We start from the raw sequence: 17,307 nt of genomic DNA on the forward strand, positions 1-17,307 counted from the left end.
TTTGTTTCGACATCGTGTTTTACATTTAGATATCGACTTCGAGTGTCGTCCAAGGCCAAATGTGCGTTTTTATCAAATGATGTCGAGTATAAACTCGCGAATATAGTACATAAAATTAATTCAGAGTGACATTGCAGGAGGATATAGTGGGAATTGATGCCGCCTATATAGTCCTATTTTTACAGGCGTGTTTACAATAATTGCTTAACTTATATCCGCCTAAAATTCTCTTAAATTATTGTCAAATAAATATTTTTTCAAAAGTGTGTTATGCGTCTAGGGCTTTTAGTAATGCTTTGCGTTTAAAAACTAAATGCCAGCGTTTTCCTCCCAATTGACGCCAAAGCATCGATGCTCGGATCCCTGCCATTAAAATTGCGCGCACTTGGTTAGCAACATGGGGCTGTTGCAGAAAGCGACTGTCGCCTTGCACTTGGACACGAAAAGGGAGTGTACTTAAGGTATCTTGATACATTCCTGCAATACCAGCGATGACGTTTTCATGCATGGCGTCTTCGTAGTGCTCCGATTGGCGTTCTATTTGCTGTATTCTGTTTCCTATTGCGCTGAGCATATCAGGGTATTTTCGAAGTTTGTTTTCGAGGTGAACAAGGCTTAATGCGTACCTAAGCGTTTCAGGGTTAACTTCTGCTCTGTCTTTGCCAAATGTTTGGCGCGCAATGCGACGTCCAAGGCTTAAGTTTTGTTTATAGTCCCATTGGCCGCCATAAATATCTTCAGCACTGTTCGCGTTAACGGTAAGGATACTTTTGATTAAAGGCAGTGTTTCCTCTCTTGGAGCGCCGCCACTCTTCGCAAGTTGAGATACGAGGTCGGCAGCCTGAAATACGGCAGATAGAGCGATTGCTTGGTGTTTTTCTTGTTGGCTCACTGGCTTATCCAAATCTAAAGGCTTGTTCTATTGATCAAAGGCCCATGCTGTCATGATTAAGCAATAGGCGGTCTGACAGATAGAACAAACAAAAGTTAACTCTTATTAAATGCGATGTTAATGATTCCGCCGCCTAGACAGTTTTCGTCGAGGTAAAAAACTACGGACTGCCCTGGTGTTATAGCACGTTGTGGCTCTGAGAAGCTCACTTCAATACGACCATCTTTCAATTCACTGATGGTGCAATCTTGATCGGGCTGGCGATAGCGGCATTTTGCTTTGCACGTTAGTGGTAATGATGGTTTCTCTCGTGCAACCCAATCAAAGTTATCAGCGATAAGGTGTGTTTTATACAGAGAAGGATGCTGTCCACCTTGGGTAACTTGAAGCACGTTGCGTTCTAAGTCTTTTGCGACAACGTACCAAGGTTCATCGGGATATTTGGATAGACCACCAATACCTAACCCTTGTCTCTGCCCAATTGTGTGATACATCAGACCGTGGTGACGGCCAATTTTATCGCCTTCGAGAGTTTCAATATCACCAGGTTGAGCAGGCAAATATTGTTCTAAGAAATCTTTAAAGCGTCGCTCGCCAATAAAACAAATGCCAGTACTGTCTTTCTTGTTATGAGTTATTAGGTCGTGCTCTTCCGCTAGACGGCGCACTTCTGGCTTTTCAAGTTCCCCTACTGGGAAAAAGGTCTTAGCGATCTCACCTTTCCCAACGGCGTAAAGAAAATAGCTCTGATCTTTGTTGTTATCAAGACCTTTTAATAGAAGCGCATTGCCATTTTCGTCGAATCCTTTGCGTACATAGTGGCCTGTTGCAATGTAGTCCGCTTTTAAAGCCATCGCGTATTCAAGAAACGCTTTGAACTTAATTTCTTTATTACACAGAATATCGGGGTTTGGCGTTCTTCCCGCTTTGTATTCCTCTAAAAAATGTTCAAATACGTTATCCCAATATTCGGCGGCGAAGTTAGCGGTATGAAGCTTGATTCCAAGCTTGTCGCAGACGGCTTGAGCATCTGCTAAGTCTTCTTTTGCGGTGCAATACTCTGTTCCGTCGTCTTCATCCCAGTTTTTCATAAACAAGCCTTCTACTTGATAGCCTTGTTGCATAAGGAGTAGAGCCGAAACGGATGAATCAACGCCGCCAGACATGCCGACGATTACTTTTGTGTTGGAATTTTGTTCTGAACTGTTCATTGGGTCTCAAAATGTATTGAAGCTTGTCTTCTTCTGAATCGTCGAGGTAATTTGTCGACCTAGCTCAGCGAAAACTTCACATCTATTGGGTAAATTAGTCTAATTGTACACCAGTTAGGTGAAAGGGACGATACGCTTGTATTGAACTTAATATTTGCTGCATTTTTTACAGATCACTGTTTTTGCAGGTAACCATTCTCACAAGTCGTTGTTTTTCTATTAAGTACTGATCTCCATAGAAACAACGACCTATCCACAAAAACAGCAAAAAACACTATAAATAGTCATTACAAATTACGTTAAGCGGAATTAGTGACGCATTCCGCTTTTGTGATGACAGAAAATCGTCTATGCACTTTTTCACCAATGGGCTTCTTAGAGCGTGTTTTTCGATCTCATTCTCATGAACCCACATGCTTTCAATTATATCGAGATCCAGCTCTTTTGATGTTTGCTCTATGGCATCACACACAATGCAAATTCGGTGGTAGGTATCTGCTTCTGGATGGGGGGTCAATGTATAGAAGCCGAGAACGCCTTTAGGCTCGACCAGCCAGCCTGATTCTTCTAATGTCTCTCTAATGACTGCGCTCGTGAGGCTTTCGTTATTTTCAACGTGGCCTGCGGGCTGATTGAGCACTTCTATGCCGTCTTGTATTTCCTTTACCATCAGGAAGTGATTGTCCTTTTGAACGATGGCGGCTACGGTTAGGTGGGGTTGCCCGTTTTTTTTGCTCAAATTCAGATACCTGTTCACGAAGTTGTGATGTCAGCTCAGCGATTTTGGATTCACCTGAGCGTAATGAGTCTACTGTATAAGGGCCAATTGAGTAACGAATTAGCCTTAGGGTAGGGAAACCGACCGCGGCAGTCATTCTTCTTACTTGGCGGTTTTTCCCTTCTGTGATAGTAAGTGCCACCCACGACGTGGGGATGTTGGCTCTGTATCTAACGGCAGGCGTTCTATCCCAAATATTCGGTTGGTCTATTTTTCTGCATTCAGCTGGCTTTGTCATTCCATCCTTTAGTTCAACACCTCTGCATAGCGAGCCTATTGCGTCGTCAGTAATCTCTCCCTCAACTTGTACCCAATAAGTCTTGGGCATTTTAAATTTAGGGGATGCGATTAAGTGCTGGAGAGAACCATTGTTTGTCAGCAGCAGCAATCCCTCGGAGTCGTAATCTAATCGACCTGCAGCGTAAACGTTTTCGTCGTCTATGTAGTTCGCTAATGTGTCTTTACCATCGTCAGCCGTGAATTGGCTTAACACATGAAAAGGTTTGTTTAAAATGATGAGCTTTTCCGGCATACAGTGTCTGTCGTTTTTCTAAAAGATGTAGACACAATGATACCACCTTCCAAGCTTATCCTGTAAGGGAAGGGTGAGCCTGATTTCATACGTTGTATCGAGCAAAAACGTAATCAGGCTGGCTGTGTTTCTTTGTTCTCGACAGCTTCTTCAGGGGTTGCCTGATCGACTGGGGTTATATCGACGGCATGGAGTCCTCTCTTGCCTGGGCTTACGTCAAATGTGACGGATTGACCAGCTTTAAGTGTTTTGTAGCCTTCCACATTTATTGCTGAATAATGAATGAACAAATCCTCATCAAAGCTGTCTGATACGATAAAGCCATATCCTTTAGCATTATTAAACCATTTAACAGATCCACGGTGCATCAGTTACTCCTTAAACACTCTTTATGTTAAACACTCTACGTGGCTGCGGCGCGTTGGCAGCCGTATTGCTCACATTTGGTTCAAGATTCGAACTTCGAAGAGTGCTACCATGAAAAGATTATTTTTAACAAATTTGTAAATAATCATTGATTGCGCAAACCAAAGCCCTCATAAATGAGATTAGAACTGGTTTGGCAATTTGTAAAATGTAAGAGTGATCTGTTTATAAACTAACGTACTGTGCGTTGTTTTAGGTGGGTTACGTGTAATTTTGTAGTCTTTGAGGCTTAAGATGTTTGTTTTTCAACAAATTCAACTAAATTTAGAAGACGAGGATCAATACGGACACTCGTCAGTCGCTACGGCACCCGATGATGTGGAGTTGTCACCTCCTTCCATGTATCAGGTGGTTTTGTTCAATGATGATTATACGCCAATGGATTTTGTCGTATTTGTCCTACAGCGCTTTTTCAACATGGACGGTGAAAAGGCAGAGCAGGTGATGTTAGAGGTTCATATGAAAGGTAAAGGCGTATGTGGAGTATACCCATTCGGCATCGCTGAAACCAAGGTTGCGCAAGTGCAACAATTTGTGCAACAAAATGAACACCCTTTAATGTGCGACTTACAGAAAGTCGACGGATAGAGACGAGGGACAGGCTATGCTAGATAAAGAACTAGAGCAAACCCTGAATACAGCGTTTAAAGCGGCACGCGACAAACGCCATGAATTTATGACCGTGGAGCATTTATTACTCGCTCTTATCACCAATGATGCGGCTTCCAAAGTGTTAACGGCTTGCGGAGTTCGATTAGAAGTATTGACCCGAGAACTGGAAGAATTCGTAAATAGCACAACACCTTTGATCCCTGAAGACGATTCTGAGCGTGAAGTTCAGCCGACTCTAGGTTTCCAAAGAGTGTTGCAGAGGGCCGTTTTCCATGTTCAATCTTCTGGAAAACGAGAAGTAACCGGAGCGAATGTACTGGTTGCTATTTTTAGTGAACAAGAAAGTCAGGCTGTTTATCTACTGAAACGTCATAACGTCGCTCGTATTGACGTGGTGAACTATGTTGCGCATGGTATTTCTAAGCTTGGCGATGCGTCACAAACTGACGGCTCGGAGCAAGATGAGGAAGATGGCGAAGAGTCGACAAAAGCGCCGTTGCAAAAATTTGCTACCAACTTAAATGAAGAAGCAAAAGCGGGGCGTATTGATAAATTAATAGGGCGTGAACAGGAAGTTGAACGTGTGGTTCAAACCTTGTCACGTCGTCGAAAAAATAACCCGTTGCTTGTCGGTGAATCAGGCGTTGGTAAAACGGCCATTGCTGAAGGTTTAGCGAAACGTATTGTTGATAACCAAGTTCCTGACGTGATTTCGGATGGCGTTGTCTATTCACTTGATTTAGGTGCGTTGTTAGCAGGCACGAAATATCGAGGTGATTTTGAAAAACGTCTTAAACACCTGTTGGGGGAACTGAAAAAACAACCCAACGCGATTTTGTTTATTGACGAAATTCATACCATTATTGGTGCTGGTGCCGCTTCTGGTGGTGTGATGGACGCATCTAACCTTCTTAAACCCGCACTGAGCTCTGGTCAATTGCGTTGCATTGGCTCAACCACATTCCAAGAATTTCGTGGAATTTTTGAGAAAGACCACGCGCTTGCTCGACGTTTCCAAAAAGTCGATGTGAATGAACCAAGTGTTGATGATACTTATCAAATATTGAAGGGCATTATCGGGTCATTCGAAGAACACCACGCTATAAAGTACGAAGAAGCGGCGCTTTTGGCTGCAGCAGAGCTTGCTGATCGCTATGTGACGGATCGTCATATGCCTGACAAGGCGATCGACGTTGTAGACGAAGCAGGGGCCTTTCAGCGTCTTCAGCCAGAAGGTAAGCGTAAAGAGCTTATTACCGTTGAAGATATAGAAGATATTGTCTCTAAGATTGCTCGCGTTCCTGTGAAAGCGGTGAATTCAGATGATCGTAAAGTGCTTGGTAACCTTGAGCGCAACCTTAAAATGGTGGTGTTTGGGCAGGATGAAGCTATTGAGACGTTGTCGGATGCGATAAAACTGTCTCGTGCAGGGTTGAAAGCCGATCAGAAACCAATTGGTTCGTTCTTGATGGCTGGACCGACAGGTGTTGGTAAAACCGAGGTGACTCGTCAGCTTGCTAAGCAAATGGGCCTAGAACTGATTCGGTTTGATATGTCCGAGTACATGGAGCGTCATGCCGTATCACGTCTAATTGGTGCTCCGCCAGGTTACGTTGGTTTTGACCAAGGTGGTTTGCTTACTGAGGCTGTGACGAAGAATCCGCATAGTGTCGTGTTGTTGGATGAGATCGAGAAGGCGCATCCTGAAGTCTTTAACTTGTTATTACAGGTTATGGATCACGGAACGCTAACGGACAACAATGGACGCAAAGCAGACTTTAGAAATGTCATTCTCGTTATGACATCCAACGCGGGTGCAGAAGAGTTGGCTAAGCGTTCAATTGGCTTCTCCACTCAGGATAATTCAACCGATGGGATGGAAGTGATCAGTCGTACTTTTACACCTGAATTTAGAAACCGTTTGGATGCAGTTGTTCAATTTAAGCAATTAGATGAGCAGATTATCTTCAATGTTGTCGATAAGTTCCTTGTCGAGTTACAAGCTCAACTTGATCCGAAAGGCATTTTATTGGAAGTGTCGGATACGGCGAGAGGTTGGATGGCTCACAGAGGTTATGATCGTCAGATGGGCGCGCGTCCGATGGCTCGAGTTATTCAAGAGCAACTTAAAAAGCCATTGGCCGATATGATCTTGTTTGGTGATTTATCTGAAGGTGGCGTGCTTAAGATTACATTGGATGACGAGAAAGACGAGCTTGCTTTTGAAGCAGTAGCGGAGGGTAAGTCTAGCACTAAGGTCTGACTTTTTTATACAGAGGTAGGATTATTTTTGGTATCTAGCTGGCGCTGCACAGTAGGTGCTTGGTCTATACTTAGATACTATATAAGAGAATAGCAAAAGCCGACAGCATATTGAGTGTTGTCGGCTTTTTACTTTTCTACTTTCTATTAACGGCCGCGGTAGACAATACGGCCTTTAGATAAGTCATAAGGAGTAAGCTCAACTTTGACTTTGTCACCCGTAAGGATACGGATGTAGTTTTTACGCATTTTTCCAGAGATATGCGCTGTTACAACGTGACCGTTTTCAAGTTCTACACGAAACATAGTGTTAGGCAAGGTATCAATGATAGTACCTTCCATTTCAATGCTGTCTTCTTTTGCCACAATAAGTGTCCTATATAATTAATCGAAGTGCGCGTATTGGCGTAGTTGGTGCGTGATGTAAATCGTTTTCTGAAGGCATTTTAGCCTATTCAAGGTTACGATATGTCACTCGCAAGCAATTGCGCTAAATTTATCGGCCGTATTTTGCCCAATTTGTGAGCCTAAGGCAAATTGTATGTCTAAATATCTAGGAAATACTTTTGTTTTGATCGTGAGAGCTCTATTAACGAGGCATTCTTAGAGGGTGTCTTAACGAAAGAGGCTAATGTAGGGATAAATTGCTCTCTAGGAAGGTTGCAAGCGCCAAGTGATAAGAGGTGTTCTGACTCCACTTGGCAGTCAATCAATTTTATTCCCCAATCTTTACATTTTTCAGAAAATAATTTGAGTGCAACTTTTGAAGCGTTCGGTTTTAATGAGAACATAGATTCGCCGAAAAATACATTGCCCAAGGCGACGCCATAGAAGCCTCCGGCTAATTCATCGTCGAGCCAAACTTCGAATGAGAATGCGTAGTTATTTTTGTTTAAATTTGTATACGCGCTTTTAATGTCTTCTGATATCCAGGTGCCTTCGTTGCGAGCTCGTAATGAGGCACAATGATCAATGACCGTGTCAAAATCTCCGTTAACACTCCAGCGCCAGTCTGCGTGCCTAATCGCCTTTTTTAAGGAACGAGATGTATGAAACTCTTCTGGATATAAGCAGCACCGCTGCGGCGGATGCCACCATAGAATGGGGTCTGGGTCGCTATACCAAGGGAAAAAACCTAACTGATATAAATGTACCAGCCTATCCAATGAAAGGTCGCCTCCTACAGCCGCAAGGCCATCAGGCTCATCTAGAGCAAGATGAGGGTTAGGGGTGTCGTAAGGGTTTTCACTTAGAAGGAGCAGTTCTTTTTCCGTTTTTTTAGAATGACTCAATGGGTAAGCTCTTAGTTAATGCGATTTTTTTGTGCGACGACTTAAGTGCCATATTATCAACAACTCAAAATGATCTGTGAAGGTGGCTAGAAAAAGTTTTTTATCGATTAGTTTTTCTCATGCTTTTATTTTTTCTATTTTTCTCAGTTGAGCAAAAAATATACGCGAATGTTTGTTTTTTGCATGTCGATGTGTCATAAATGTCATATATCGGCACAAAATGAAAAAAAAACCTAAAAAATGTGCTCTGAATGCTTGACCGACAAAGGAAAACTTGGTTTTAATCGATATATTCCAAGACGATGCGAAAACGATTCGTATTTTTTGTCGGGGAATTTGCATGAATCTTTTGATTTTTGTGTGAATTGTCACAAAAATGAAACTGATCGATTTTATGATGCTTGAGTCGTTGATTTGTCAGCGCTTATTGACAGAATGAAGTCGTTCAATAGGTCTACAGACCAATATATATATAATACAAAGGGGAATCTTGAATGAAAGCGATTAAACTTGCTTCTGTATTTGCGGTATCTGCCGTAGCAGCTGCTGTTTCTACTACTACTTTTGCTGCTGAGCCAGTATTTTCTGGTGAAGCTGGCATTGAATACACTTCTTACGCAAGCGATGCGAAGAAAGGTGATAGCCTAGACGGTACTGATGTTGGTGAGGTTGAGTTCTCAGTTGACACTGGTGTTGTTTACGCTGAAGTTGAAATTGCTACATCTGGTGCTGACGAAGGCACTACAATTGGCATGGAAAAACTTTACGTTAAGCAAGGCGACGTTAAATTCGGTCGTTTCGACGGCACTGTCGCTACGAAAGCATTCATGGGCATGGATGAAATCGGCTTCTCTGGTGTTGATCTAAACACTGACCAAGGTACTAAAGGCGACACAGACAACACAGGCGTTCGTTACTCAGTGACGCCTGAATTGACTGTATCTCTTGAAGCTACTGAGGCTGCAGGCAAAGAAGATTCTCAAATCGGTTTTGCAGCTGCATACGTAGCTGACATGGGTGATTTCGAAGTAGGTGTGTCTGCAGGTTCTATCGACGACGCAACAGCTGTTAACTTAGGTGCGAAAACTTCTATGGATGCCGTTACTTTAGCGGTTAACTATGGCATGGGTGATCGTGGTGTTAAAGGTATAGAAGAAGCTTCGGAATATGGTTTCTCTGTGGCGTTTGCCGCTTCTGATGCATTAACCTTAACGTTACAGTATGCGAATCAAACTACAAATGCTGGTACAGCAGGCGCTAAAGACAAAGAGACTGATGGTACTTACTTCGTTGCTGAATACGTTTCGGGTGATCTAACTTATTCATTCGAAAACTACAACGGTGACATCGGTACAGAGAAAAACGTTCTTGGTGTAACTGCTTCTTTCTAAGATTTCCCTATCTTAGTGAAAGCGAAAGCCAGCCCTTCGGGCTGGCTTTTTTTATGTTAAGCTAATGCGCTGTAAATCCTATTGTAAAGCATGTATTTCTTTTCGATCTGTATGCTTTACAATGGGATTGTTTTTATTTGGAATTTATAAATTTCTAGGGTAGGTAGAGTTTGTCAGAAAGTCGGAGTGAGTCGGTACGATCACCCATTTGGGGCACGTTTTCAAAGCAAGCTGCATTTATCTTTGCACTTGTTGTTTTTGCATTTTTTGCGTTCGCAACGTACACCTATAACCCAAATGATCCTGGGTGGTTTTACTCGGGAGCTGATGGGGTAACTCGAAACTCGATGGGGCCGGTTGGCGCATTGGTTGCGGATTTAAGTTCGGCGTTTTTTGGATCATTATTTTATTCTCTGCCTCCCCTGTTTTTACTGGTCGCTTTTATTATATGGCGTAACCCACATCAACTCCTTCCGTTGAATAACGCATTGTTGACCACGATCGGCAGTGTTACGTATCTCTCATTTGGCTCTAGTTTATGCTTTCTACATACCGTCGGCTCAGATGAACTGCAATATGGCGCGGGTGGCATCTTGGGAAGTGCGTTAGGGGCAGCGTTGTATCATGTTATTGGATACGATGGGGCGACATTGGTTAGTTTGGCGCTCTTTCTTCTCGCGGTGACACTGGTGTGTCAGGTGTATTGGCTAACCGTAATAGAGCGAGTAGGTGAAGTCGTCTTATCTTTGGTCGCGCGTCTTTCAAGCAAGGTGTCCAACCTTCAGGAAAAACGAGATCAGAAGAGAGCTGAGAAAGAGCACGTAGAAAAAATAGAACAAGACTCTTCTTCTGGCGCAGTCTCTGACGATGTTAATGAGTTAGAGAATGAATTGGATGTTCCAGCAATTGAGCGAAAGCGCTCGAGAAAAATCAAACTCGGCGCTAATGCTAAAACCACGGTAGTTGAACCTTTGGATAAAGGTCTTGATCCAGCTGCAAATGAAAGCGAGCAAGAGTTGGAAAAGGCAGAAAAGCACTCTCGTTTCTCAATTGGCAAACTGTTTAGTAAAAAAGACAAACGAACCTCGGTTACTAACGAATCTAAAGAGCCTAATGTCGACAGCTTAGACTTCGATAGCCTAGATTTTGATGTTGATCGCATTCCTGATAACGACATTGAGCTAAGCAATGATCTGGATGCTAAAGGTTCTCTCTATGCAGAAGGCTCTCTCTATGCTGACGGCGCAGTAGATGCAAAAGACACTCTCTATGTCGAAGAAAGTCGCGTCGAGACTAAAGAGCAGCATGATTTATCTGATCCAAAAGCGGCGCTAGAATCTCTTGATATTCCTGCAAAGTCAAACGCGCAATCTAAGCGTGTACAACCCATGTCAGAACCTCGTTCAGAACCTCTGTCAGAACCGGATAAACGTTCAGTCCAACACGTTAAGCCTGCAAAACAATCGGATATTGATACTAATAACCCACAGGAAACGCTCGAATCTGATTTGCCTTGGGACTCAGACAACGAATTATCGCAAGACGTGACGGAATCGAAAAACCTAAAAGAGGGGCATCATCGCCCTGCTGTAAGAACGTTATCAGAAGCAAAACAGTTAACGAATATCGAAGGGCCTGTATCAACGTCAGCGCTGACGGAGAAAAAAGAGCATAAGATCTATTCTCTTCCTGATCGTGCCGTATTAACAAAGCCAACGCCTAAAAAGGGCGGTTATACCGAAGAGCAGCTTTTAGATTTGTCGGAGTTGCTTGAGCAACGTTTAGCCGATTTTGGTGTAAAGGCTGAAGTGGTTGAAGTCAACCCAGGCCCTGTGATCACTCGATTTGAAATCCAGCCTGCTCCAGGTGTAAAGGTCTCTCGAATCACGAATCTTGCCAAAGATTTAGCGCGCTCTCTGAGTGTTTTAAGCGTACGTGTGGTCGAAGTCATTGCTGGAAAATCCACTATTGGTATCGAAATTCCGAATCAAATTCGTGATACGGTTTTTTTCTCAGAAGTGATAAACACGGACATTTACGACAATGCAACGTCGCCACTTACCCTATCATTAGGTCATGATATTTCTGGTGAAGCCGTCGTCGTTGATTTGGCGAAAATGCCACATTTACTTGTTGCCGGTACAACGGGCTCGGGTAAATCGGTCGGTGTTAACGCCATGATCTTGAGTATGCTATTGAAATCGACGCCTGATGACGTTCGCATGATCATGGTAGACCCAAAAATGTTGGAGCTTTCTATATACGAAGGCATTCCACATCTGTTAACTCCTGTTATTACCGATATGAAAGACGCTGCGAATGGCTTGCGTTGGTCTGTTGATGAAATGGAGCGCCGTTATAAACTGATGTCTAAAATGGGTGTGCGTAATATTGCAGGCTATAACAAAAAAGTTCAAGACGCGATCGATGCCGGTACGCCCATCGAAGATCCATTGTGGCAGCCCGAAGAGGCCATGTTCTCTCAAGACGGTGTCGCAAGAACCGTCCCACATTTAGAGCCGTTGCCCTACATTGTAATAGTGGTCGATGAATTTGCCGATATGATGATGATCGTCGGCAAAAAAGTAGAAGAACTGATTGCTAGGATTGCTCAAAAAGCCCGTGCTGCAGGGATTCACTTGATTCTTGCGACCCAACGACCTTCTGTGGATGTAATTACAGGTCTGATTAAAGCGAATATTCCGACGCGGATGGCGTTTCAGGTGTCCTCTAAAATTGACTCTAGAACCATTCTTGATCAAGGGGGAGCAGATCAATTATTGGGGCAGGGTGATATGCTTTATCTTCCTGCCGGATTGCCGACTCCGATTCGTGTACATGGTGCTTTTGTTTCAGATGATGAAGTGCATGCAGTGGTAGAGGAGTGGAAGGCTCGCGGTGAACCTGAATACATCAACGGTGTTGTTGCTAACCCTGAAGATTTGATGGGAGGCGATTCTAGTGAAGATAAAGATGAACTTTATGATCAGGCCGTTCAAATTGTAATAGAAACACGCAAAGCGTCTATATCATCGATACAACGACGTTTGAAAATTGGCTATAACCGAGCGGCAAACCTAGTTGAAGCGATGGAAGCTGCTGGATTGGTTGGGCCTATGGGAACCAATGGACAACGAGAAGTTCTAATTCCTGAATGATTGAATTTGGAGAGTACATGTTTAAGAAAGTTGCGGTAGTTTTTTGCCTTTGGTCGTTGTCTTGCTTTTCATCACTGGTATTAGCGCAAGAGACTCATCAGGCGTTAGTTGATTTGTTAGAAAAGAATCGCAATGTTGAAGGTGAGTTTCGTCAGATTACCTATACAGAAGAGGGTAAAGAGCTTCAAAATAGCGAAGGCGTGTTCTTGCTTGCACAGCCCAACCGCTTCGTTTGGGATAGTATTTCTCCCTTCCCGCAGCGTATCGTTTCGAATGGTGAAACTGTTACGATTTGGGATGTTGATTTGGAACAAGCAACGCAAAGGCCATTGGCAAAGACAGTCGGTAATTCGCCAGCCGCACTATTAAGTCAGCCGGCTGTTGATGTGTTGCCGCACTATAAGGTGTTGACGCTCGCCGGTAATAAATATCGTTTGATACCAAAAGATGAAGACGATCTATTTCAAACCCTGACTTTGTCTTTTAAAGGTGACCTCATTTCCGCGATGAGTTTGAAAGATGCGCTAGGACAAACCACAGTTATAGAATTTACGAACTTAGAGCATCACGAAGGCGTATCCGCCGAGAATTTCAAAATAGATTTGCCTGAAAACGTTGATCTGATTGTCGAGCAATAACCATCATGAAAGATCTTTTTTTCGATGAAAGCAGCGAGCAACAGTATCAACCTCTTGCTGCTCGAATGCGCCCGATGTCTTTAAGTGACTATTTCGGGCAAGAGCATTTGGTTGGTGAAGGCAAACCACTTCGAAAAATGATCGAAAGCCAGCATGGCCATTCGTTTATACTTTGGGGGCCGCCTGGCGTTGGAAAAACGACATTTGCTCAACTGTTTGCCAAGTCGATGTCGGCACAATTTATTGAATTGTCGGCGGTTATGTCCGGCGTAAAAGATATTCGCGCAGCGGTAGAAAAAGCCAAACAGTGGCGCACGGTGCATAATAGTTCGACATTACTGTTTGTCGACGAAGTTCATCGTTTTAATAAATCTCAGCAAGATGCCTTTTTACCGTTTATCGAAGATGGCACGTTCTTGTTTGTTGGTGCGACGACGGAAAATCCCGCTTTCGAGCTAAATTCGGCGTTACTTTCACGGGCACGAGTTTATCGATTGACAAACCCTTCCGTGGACGTCATTAAACAGGTGCTTCTCACTGCATTGAACGATTCTGAGAAGGGGCTCGGGCAGCTTAATATCTGCATTAACGATGAACAGCTTGAAATATTAGCGCGCGCGGCGGACGGAGATATTCGTCGTTCATTGAATTTGTTGGAGATTTTATCTGACTTCATTGAGCCAGATATGCCTGTCACGCCAGAGATACTGGAAAGTGTACTGGGTAGTAGCATTCGACGTTATGACCGTAATGGTGATGTGTTTTACGATCAGATATCGGCATTTCATAAGTCGGTTCGAGGCTCGTCGCCTGATGGCGCCTTGTATTGGATGGCTCGAATGCTAGACGGCGGTTGTGATCCGCTTTATATCGCGCGCAGACTGCTTGCCATTGCGTCAGAAGACATTGGAAACGCAGACCCAAGAGCACTTCAAATTGGGCTAAATGCTTGGGATATTTTCGAGCGAGTTGGACCTGCTGAAGGGAATAGAGCGATTGCTCAAGCGGCGGTCTATATGGCCAGTGCACCGAAAAGCAATGCGGTCTATCAAGCATACAAAGATGCAATGAGGGATGTGTCACAACAGCCGAGTTATGATGTTCCTAATCATTTAAGAAACGCGCCAACGAGTTTAGCCAAAGAAATGGGGCACGGTGAAGACTATCGCTACGCTCATAACGAAGATAATGCTTTTGCCGCAGGGGAAAACTATCTGCCTGAAGAGATTGCAGAGCAGCGATACTACCAACCAACGGATCGTGGTTTAGAGAAGAAAATATCTGAAAAACTGGATTGGCTGAATCAATTAAACGAAAGCAGCGCGATAAAGCGATATCGACGCTAATCGTTTCACCAACAAAAGAGTGAAAAGCATGATGTATTTTATGATTGCTGTGGGCGGAGCGTTCGGTGCAATGAGTCGCTTTGCCTTGGGAAAGTGGATTTCGAGCTATTGGAATCACGCTTTTCCATTGGCGACCTTTTCAATTAATGTCCTAGGCAGCTTTTTGATGGGGGTCGTCTTTATTCTTATTACGGAAAAAATGGCCATTCCTGAGAGCTATCGTCCATTGTTGATGGTTGGTTTTTTAGGTGCATTTACGACTTTTTCCACCTTTTCACTAGAAATTGTCTCACTAATTAATCAGCAGGCTTGGCTTAGCGCCGTAAGCTATTTATTATTGAGCTGCCTGCTTGGTGTGTTAGCACTTGCAGCAGGTATTCTTATAGCGCGTTTGATTTAATTTTCCGCGCAGGTCTCTGCCGATGCGGATACCAATGACAACACTTATTTTTAACAACGCGTTTTTATTCGTCTAAGTAGGATGAATAACAACGAATTAGACAGAGGAAACTGTTGCAACAATGTTAGACATTAAAGCACTCCGTACAGACCCAGACGCGATCGCGGCTAAACTAAAAAAGAAAGGGTTTGAATTAGATGTTGCTGCGTTCTCATCGCTTGAGGAACGTCGCAAAGCAATTCAAGTCGAAACGGAGAACCTGCAACAGTCCCGTAACTCAGTATCAAAACAAATCGGTCAGGCAATGAAGTCTGGCGACAAAGCGAAGGCGGATGAGCTAAAAGCACAAACGGCGACTTTGGGCGATGACCTAACAAAAGCAAAAGAAGCGCTAAACCAAGTTCAAACCGATTTGGAGCTGTTGCTAGAAGGTATCCCTAACATTCCTCATGAGTCTGTTCCTGAAGGTGTTTCAGAGGACGACAATATAGAAATTCGTCGCTGGGGTGAGCCTCGTACATTTGACTTCGAGGCAAAAGATCATGTCGACCTAGGGGAAGCGCTAGGCGGCTTAGATTTTGAGTTAGCGGTAAAAATCACAGGTTCTCGTTTTGCTGTAATGCGCGCGGATCTAGCTCGTCTTCATCGTGCGTTAACACAGTTTATGATTAACACGCATGCGGATGAGCATGGTTACTCTGAAGTATATGTTCCCTATTTGGTGAATGCGCATTCACTGAAGGGCACTGGACAATTACCTAAGTTCGAAAAAGACTTGTTTAAAGTGCCAGTTGATAAAGACAGCGGCAACAGTGATTTGTACTTGATTCCTACTGCGGAAGTTCCTGTCACTAATATCGCACGTGATGAAATCTTTAATGATTCAGATCTGCATCATAAGTACGTGGCGCACACGCCATGTTTTCGTAGTGAAGCGGGCAGTTATGGCCGTGACACGCGCGGTATGATCCGTCAACACCAATTTGAAAAGGTGGAGTTGGTGCATATTTGTCGCCCTGATCGCTCAACAGAGATTCTTGAAGAGTTGGTTGGTCACGCAGAAACGATCCTGCAAAAACTGGGATTACCGTATCGAACTGTTATTTTATGCGGCGGTGATTTAGGCTTCTCTGCTCATAAAACATATGACATTGAAGTATGGTTGCCAGGCCAAGGTAAGTACCGAGAAATTTCTTCTTGTTCTAACATGTGGGATTTCCAAGCGCGCCGTATGCAAGCTCGTTGGCGTAACCCTGAAACAGGTAAGCCAGAATTAGCGCATACGCTAAATGGATCTGGTTTAGCGGTTGGACGTACTCTGGTCGCTGTGCTTGAGAATTATCAAAATGAAGATGGCAGTATCGATATTCCAGATGTACTTGTGCCATACATGGGTGGTAAAACCAAGCTTGGTGGATGATTCGATTTCTATATCGACCCGTTTAATAGAGCAGACAAAATTTGCTGTTCAGTTATAAAAATAAAGCCTCGTAAGAGGCTTTATTTTTGCATATTTTATAGAAAACTAGATAATAGTCGTTCAAATCGAAACAATCGCGTTTAAACCGCTTCTCTAAAAGGTTATTCATGTCCGGAAAAGTTTATTTAATTGGTGCGGGTCCTGGCGATCCAGACTTGTTAACAATAAAAGCTCATCGCTTACTGAGTCAGGCAGATGTTGTTCTTTACGATCGACTCGTCGGCGAGCAAATCATTGACATGATTCCTGAAAATGCAGAGAAATTGTACGTCGGTAAAGCAAAATCGTTACATACCCTTCCCCAAGAAGATATCAATGTACTGCTTGGTGAAAAAGCGAAAGAAGGTAAAACGGTCGTTCGCTTAAAAGGCGGTGATCCGTTTATTTTCGGTCGTGGCGGTGAAGAGCTTGAGGAACTGGTAGAAGAAGGTATCCCTTTTGAAGTTGTGCCTGGTGTAACCGCTGCGGCAGGTTGTGCGGCCTATGCGGGTATTCCACTTACGCATCGTGATTATGCTCAATCTGTTCGCTTTTTGACAGGTCATTTAAAAGACGGTACAACGGAGCTGCCATGGGATGAGCTTGTCCACCCGTCGCAAACCTTGGTTATTTACATGGGCTTAACTGGAATTGAGTCGATTAGCCAGGCGCTTATTCGCTTTGGTATGCCGCCGTCTATGCCGGTTGCCGTCGTTGAAAAAGGTACAACGAAAGATCAGCGAGTCTTTACATCTACGATCAAGAGTATAAGCGGTGTTGTAAAAGACAATGATGTGAAGTCGCCTGCACTTCTGATCATTGGCGAGGTTGTGATGCTACAAGAAAAACTCGCTTGGTACGGTCGAGACTAACAGGTGATGTATACGTTTTAATAAAAAAAAGAGGCTCA

General features: G+C 43.6%; 16 protein-coding genes. 9 read left to right on the forward strand and 7 right to left on the reverse strand.

The genetic code is table 11. From position 1 onward, the window contains the following. Window positions 1-268: 268 nt before the first annotated feature. From hflD to MARME_RS06770, 5 genes are all read right to left on the reverse strand, one after another. Window positions 269-892, reverse strand: coding sequence for a high frequency lysogenization protein HflD (hflD, locus tag MARME_RS06750; RefSeq protein ID WP_013660515.1), 624 nt, complete (start codon window positions 890-892; stop codon window positions 269-271). Window positions 893-987: 95 nt separating this feature from the next. Next, window positions 988-2,103, reverse strand: a complete 1,116-nt coding sequence (gene mnmA / locus MARME_RS06755; RefSeq protein WP_013660516.1) for a tRNA 2-thiouridine(34) synthase MnmA — start codon at window positions 2,101-2,103, stop codon at window positions 988-990. Between the two features lie 274 nt (window positions 2,104-2,377). Beyond that, a complete protein-coding gene (locus MARME_RS06760) occupies window positions 2,378-2,773 on the reverse strand; it encodes an NUDIX domain-containing protein (RefSeq protein ID WP_049787759.1) in 396 nt (131 codons plus the stop codon). Beyond that, entirely contained in the window at window positions 2,715-3,413 is a 699-nt protein-coding gene (locus MARME_RS06765) for a pseudouridine synthase (RefSeq protein WP_013660518.1), read from the reverse strand. The genes MARME_RS06760 and MARME_RS06765 overlap by 59 nt, the downstream gene beginning before the upstream one ends. 113 nt (window positions 3,414-3,526) lie before the next feature. Further along, window positions 3,527-3,781 (reverse strand): cold shock domain-containing protein, encoded by a 255-nt coding sequence (locus MARME_RS06770; RefSeq protein WP_013660519.1) that lies wholly within the window; start codon window positions 3,779-3,781, stop codon window positions 3,527-3,529. A gap of 292 nt (window positions 3,782-4,073) precedes the next feature. Here MARME_RS06770 and clpS point away from each other — a divergent pair, with 292 nt between their 5' ends. Continuing rightward, complete coding sequence (gene clpS, locus MARME_RS06775; protein WP_013660520.1) at window positions 4,074-4,427, forward strand: ATP-dependent Clp protease adapter ClpS; 354 nt, start codon at window positions 4,074-4,076, stop codon at window positions 4,425-4,427. A 16-nt stretch (window positions 4,428-4,443) separates the two neighbouring features. Continuing rightward, window positions 4,444-6,714 (forward strand): ATP-dependent Clp protease ATP-binding subunit ClpA, encoded by a 2,271-nt coding sequence (gene clpA, locus MARME_RS06780; RefSeq protein WP_013660521.1) that lies wholly within the window; start codon window positions 4,444-4,446, stop codon window positions 6,712-6,714. Between the two features lie 146 nt (window positions 6,715-6,860). On the opposite strand, the gene infA is transcribed toward clpA, so the two are convergent. Continuing rightward, window positions 6,861-7,079: a translation initiation factor IF-1 gene (infA, locus tag MARME_RS06785; protein WP_013660522.1), complete on the reverse strand. Its 219-nt coding sequence runs from the start codon at window positions 7,077-7,079 to the stop codon at window positions 6,861-6,863. Between the two features lie 179 nt (window positions 7,080-7,258). Beyond that, window positions 7,259-8,005 (reverse strand): leucyl/phenylalanyl-tRNA--protein transferase, encoded by a 747-nt coding sequence (aat, locus tag MARME_RS06790; protein WP_013660523.1) that lies wholly within the window; start codon window positions 8,003-8,005, stop codon window positions 7,259-7,261. Between the two features lie 494 nt (window positions 8,006-8,499). Here aat and MARME_RS06795 point away from each other — a divergent pair, with 494 nt between their 5' ends. The 7 genes from MARME_RS06795 (at window position 8,500) to cobA (ending at window position 17,269) form a co-directional block, all read left to right on the forward strand. Continuing rightward, window positions 8,500-9,396 (forward strand): porin, encoded by an 897-nt coding sequence (locus MARME_RS06795; protein WP_013660524.1) that lies wholly within the window; start codon window positions 8,500-8,502, stop codon window positions 9,394-9,396. Window positions 9,397-9,566: 170 nt separating this feature from the next. Beyond that, window positions 9,567-12,554, forward strand: a complete 2,988-nt coding sequence (locus MARME_RS22790; protein ID WP_013660525.1) for a DNA translocase FtsK — start codon at window positions 9,567-9,569, stop codon at window positions 12,552-12,554. Between the two features lie 17 nt (window positions 12,555-12,571). Next, entirely contained in the window at window positions 12,572-13,192 is a 621-nt protein-coding gene (gene lolA, locus MARME_RS06805; RefSeq protein ID WP_013660526.1) for an outer membrane lipoprotein chaperone LolA, read from the forward strand. Between the two features lie 5 nt (window positions 13,193-13,197). Continuing rightward, window positions 13,198-14,538: a replication-associated recombination protein A gene (locus tag MARME_RS06810; RefSeq protein WP_013660527.1), complete on the forward strand. Its 1,341-nt coding sequence runs from the start codon at window positions 13,198-13,200 to the stop codon at window positions 14,536-14,538. A gap of 28 nt (window positions 14,539-14,566) precedes the next feature. Continuing rightward, complete coding sequence (gene crcB / locus MARME_RS06815) at window positions 14,567-14,938, forward strand: fluoride efflux transporter CrcB (protein WP_013660528.1); 372 nt, start codon at window positions 14,567-14,569, stop codon at window positions 14,936-14,938. A 121-nt stretch (window positions 14,939-15,059) separates the two neighbouring features. Beyond that, the gene (gene serS, locus MARME_RS06820; RefSeq protein ID WP_013660529.1) at window positions 15,060-16,358 is read left to right on the forward strand and encodes a serine--tRNA ligase; all 1,299 of its coding nucleotides are present in this window, start codon (window positions 15,060-15,062) and stop codon (window positions 16,356-16,358) included. A gap of 167 nt (window positions 16,359-16,525) precedes the next feature. Further along, a complete protein-coding gene (gene cobA / locus MARME_RS06825; protein WP_013660530.1) occupies window positions 16,526-17,269 on the forward strand; it encodes a uroporphyrinogen-III C-methyltransferase in 744 nt (247 codons plus the stop codon). Window positions 17,270-17,307: the final 38 nt, after the last annotated feature.

Source organism: Marinomonas mediterranea MMB-1 (genome assembly GCF_000192865.1).
Taxonomy (GTDB): Bacteria; Pseudomonadota; Gammaproteobacteria; order Pseudomonadales; family Marinomonadaceae; genus Marinomonas; species Marinomonas mediterranea.

Bases quoted from the DNA above. Each gene is read 5' to 3' on its own strand.
- mnmA (WP_013660516.1), bottom strand. From the start codon at position 2,103: ATGAACAGTTCAGAACAAAATTCCAACACAAAAGTAATCGTCGGCATG.
- MARME_RS06760 (WP_049787759.1), bottom strand. From the start codon at position 2,773: ATGGTAAAGGAAATACAAGACGGCATAGAAGTGCTCAATCAGCCCGCA.
- MARME_RS06765 (WP_013660518.1), bottom strand. From the start codon at position 3,413: ATGCCGGAAAAGCTCATCATTTTAAACAAACCTTTTCATGTGTTAAGC.
- MARME_RS06770 (WP_013660519.1), bottom strand. From the start codon at position 3,781: ATGCACCGTGGATCTGTTAAATGGTTTAATAATGCTAAAGGATATGGC.
- clpS (WP_013660520.1), top strand. From the start codon at position 4,074: ATGTTTGTTTTTCAACAAATTCAACTAAATTTAGAAGACGAGGATCAA.
- clpA (WP_013660521.1), top strand. From the start codon at position 4,444: ATGCTAGATAAAGAACTAGAGCAAACCCTGAATACAGCGTTTAAAGCG.
- MARME_RS06795 (WP_013660524.1), top strand. From the start codon at position 8,500: ATGAAAGCGATTAAACTTGCTTCTGTATTTGCGGTATCTGCCGTAGCA.
- lolA (WP_013660526.1), top strand. From the start codon at position 12,572: ATGTTTAAGAAAGTTGCGGTAGTTTTTTGCCTTTGGTCGTTGTCTTGC.
- MARME_RS06810 (WP_013660527.1), top strand. From the start codon at position 13,198: ATGAAAGATCTTTTTTTCGATGAAAGCAGCGAGCAACAGTATCAACCT.
- crcB (WP_013660528.1), top strand. From the start codon at position 14,567: ATGATGTATTTTATGATTGCTGTGGGCGGAGCGTTCGGTGCAATGAGT.
- serS (WP_013660529.1), top strand. From the start codon at position 15,060: ATGTTAGACATTAAAGCACTCCGTACAGACCCAGACGCGATCGCGGCT.
- cobA (WP_013660530.1), top strand. From the start codon at position 16,526: ATGTCCGGAAAAGTTTATTTAATTGGTGCGGGTCCTGGCGATCCAGAC.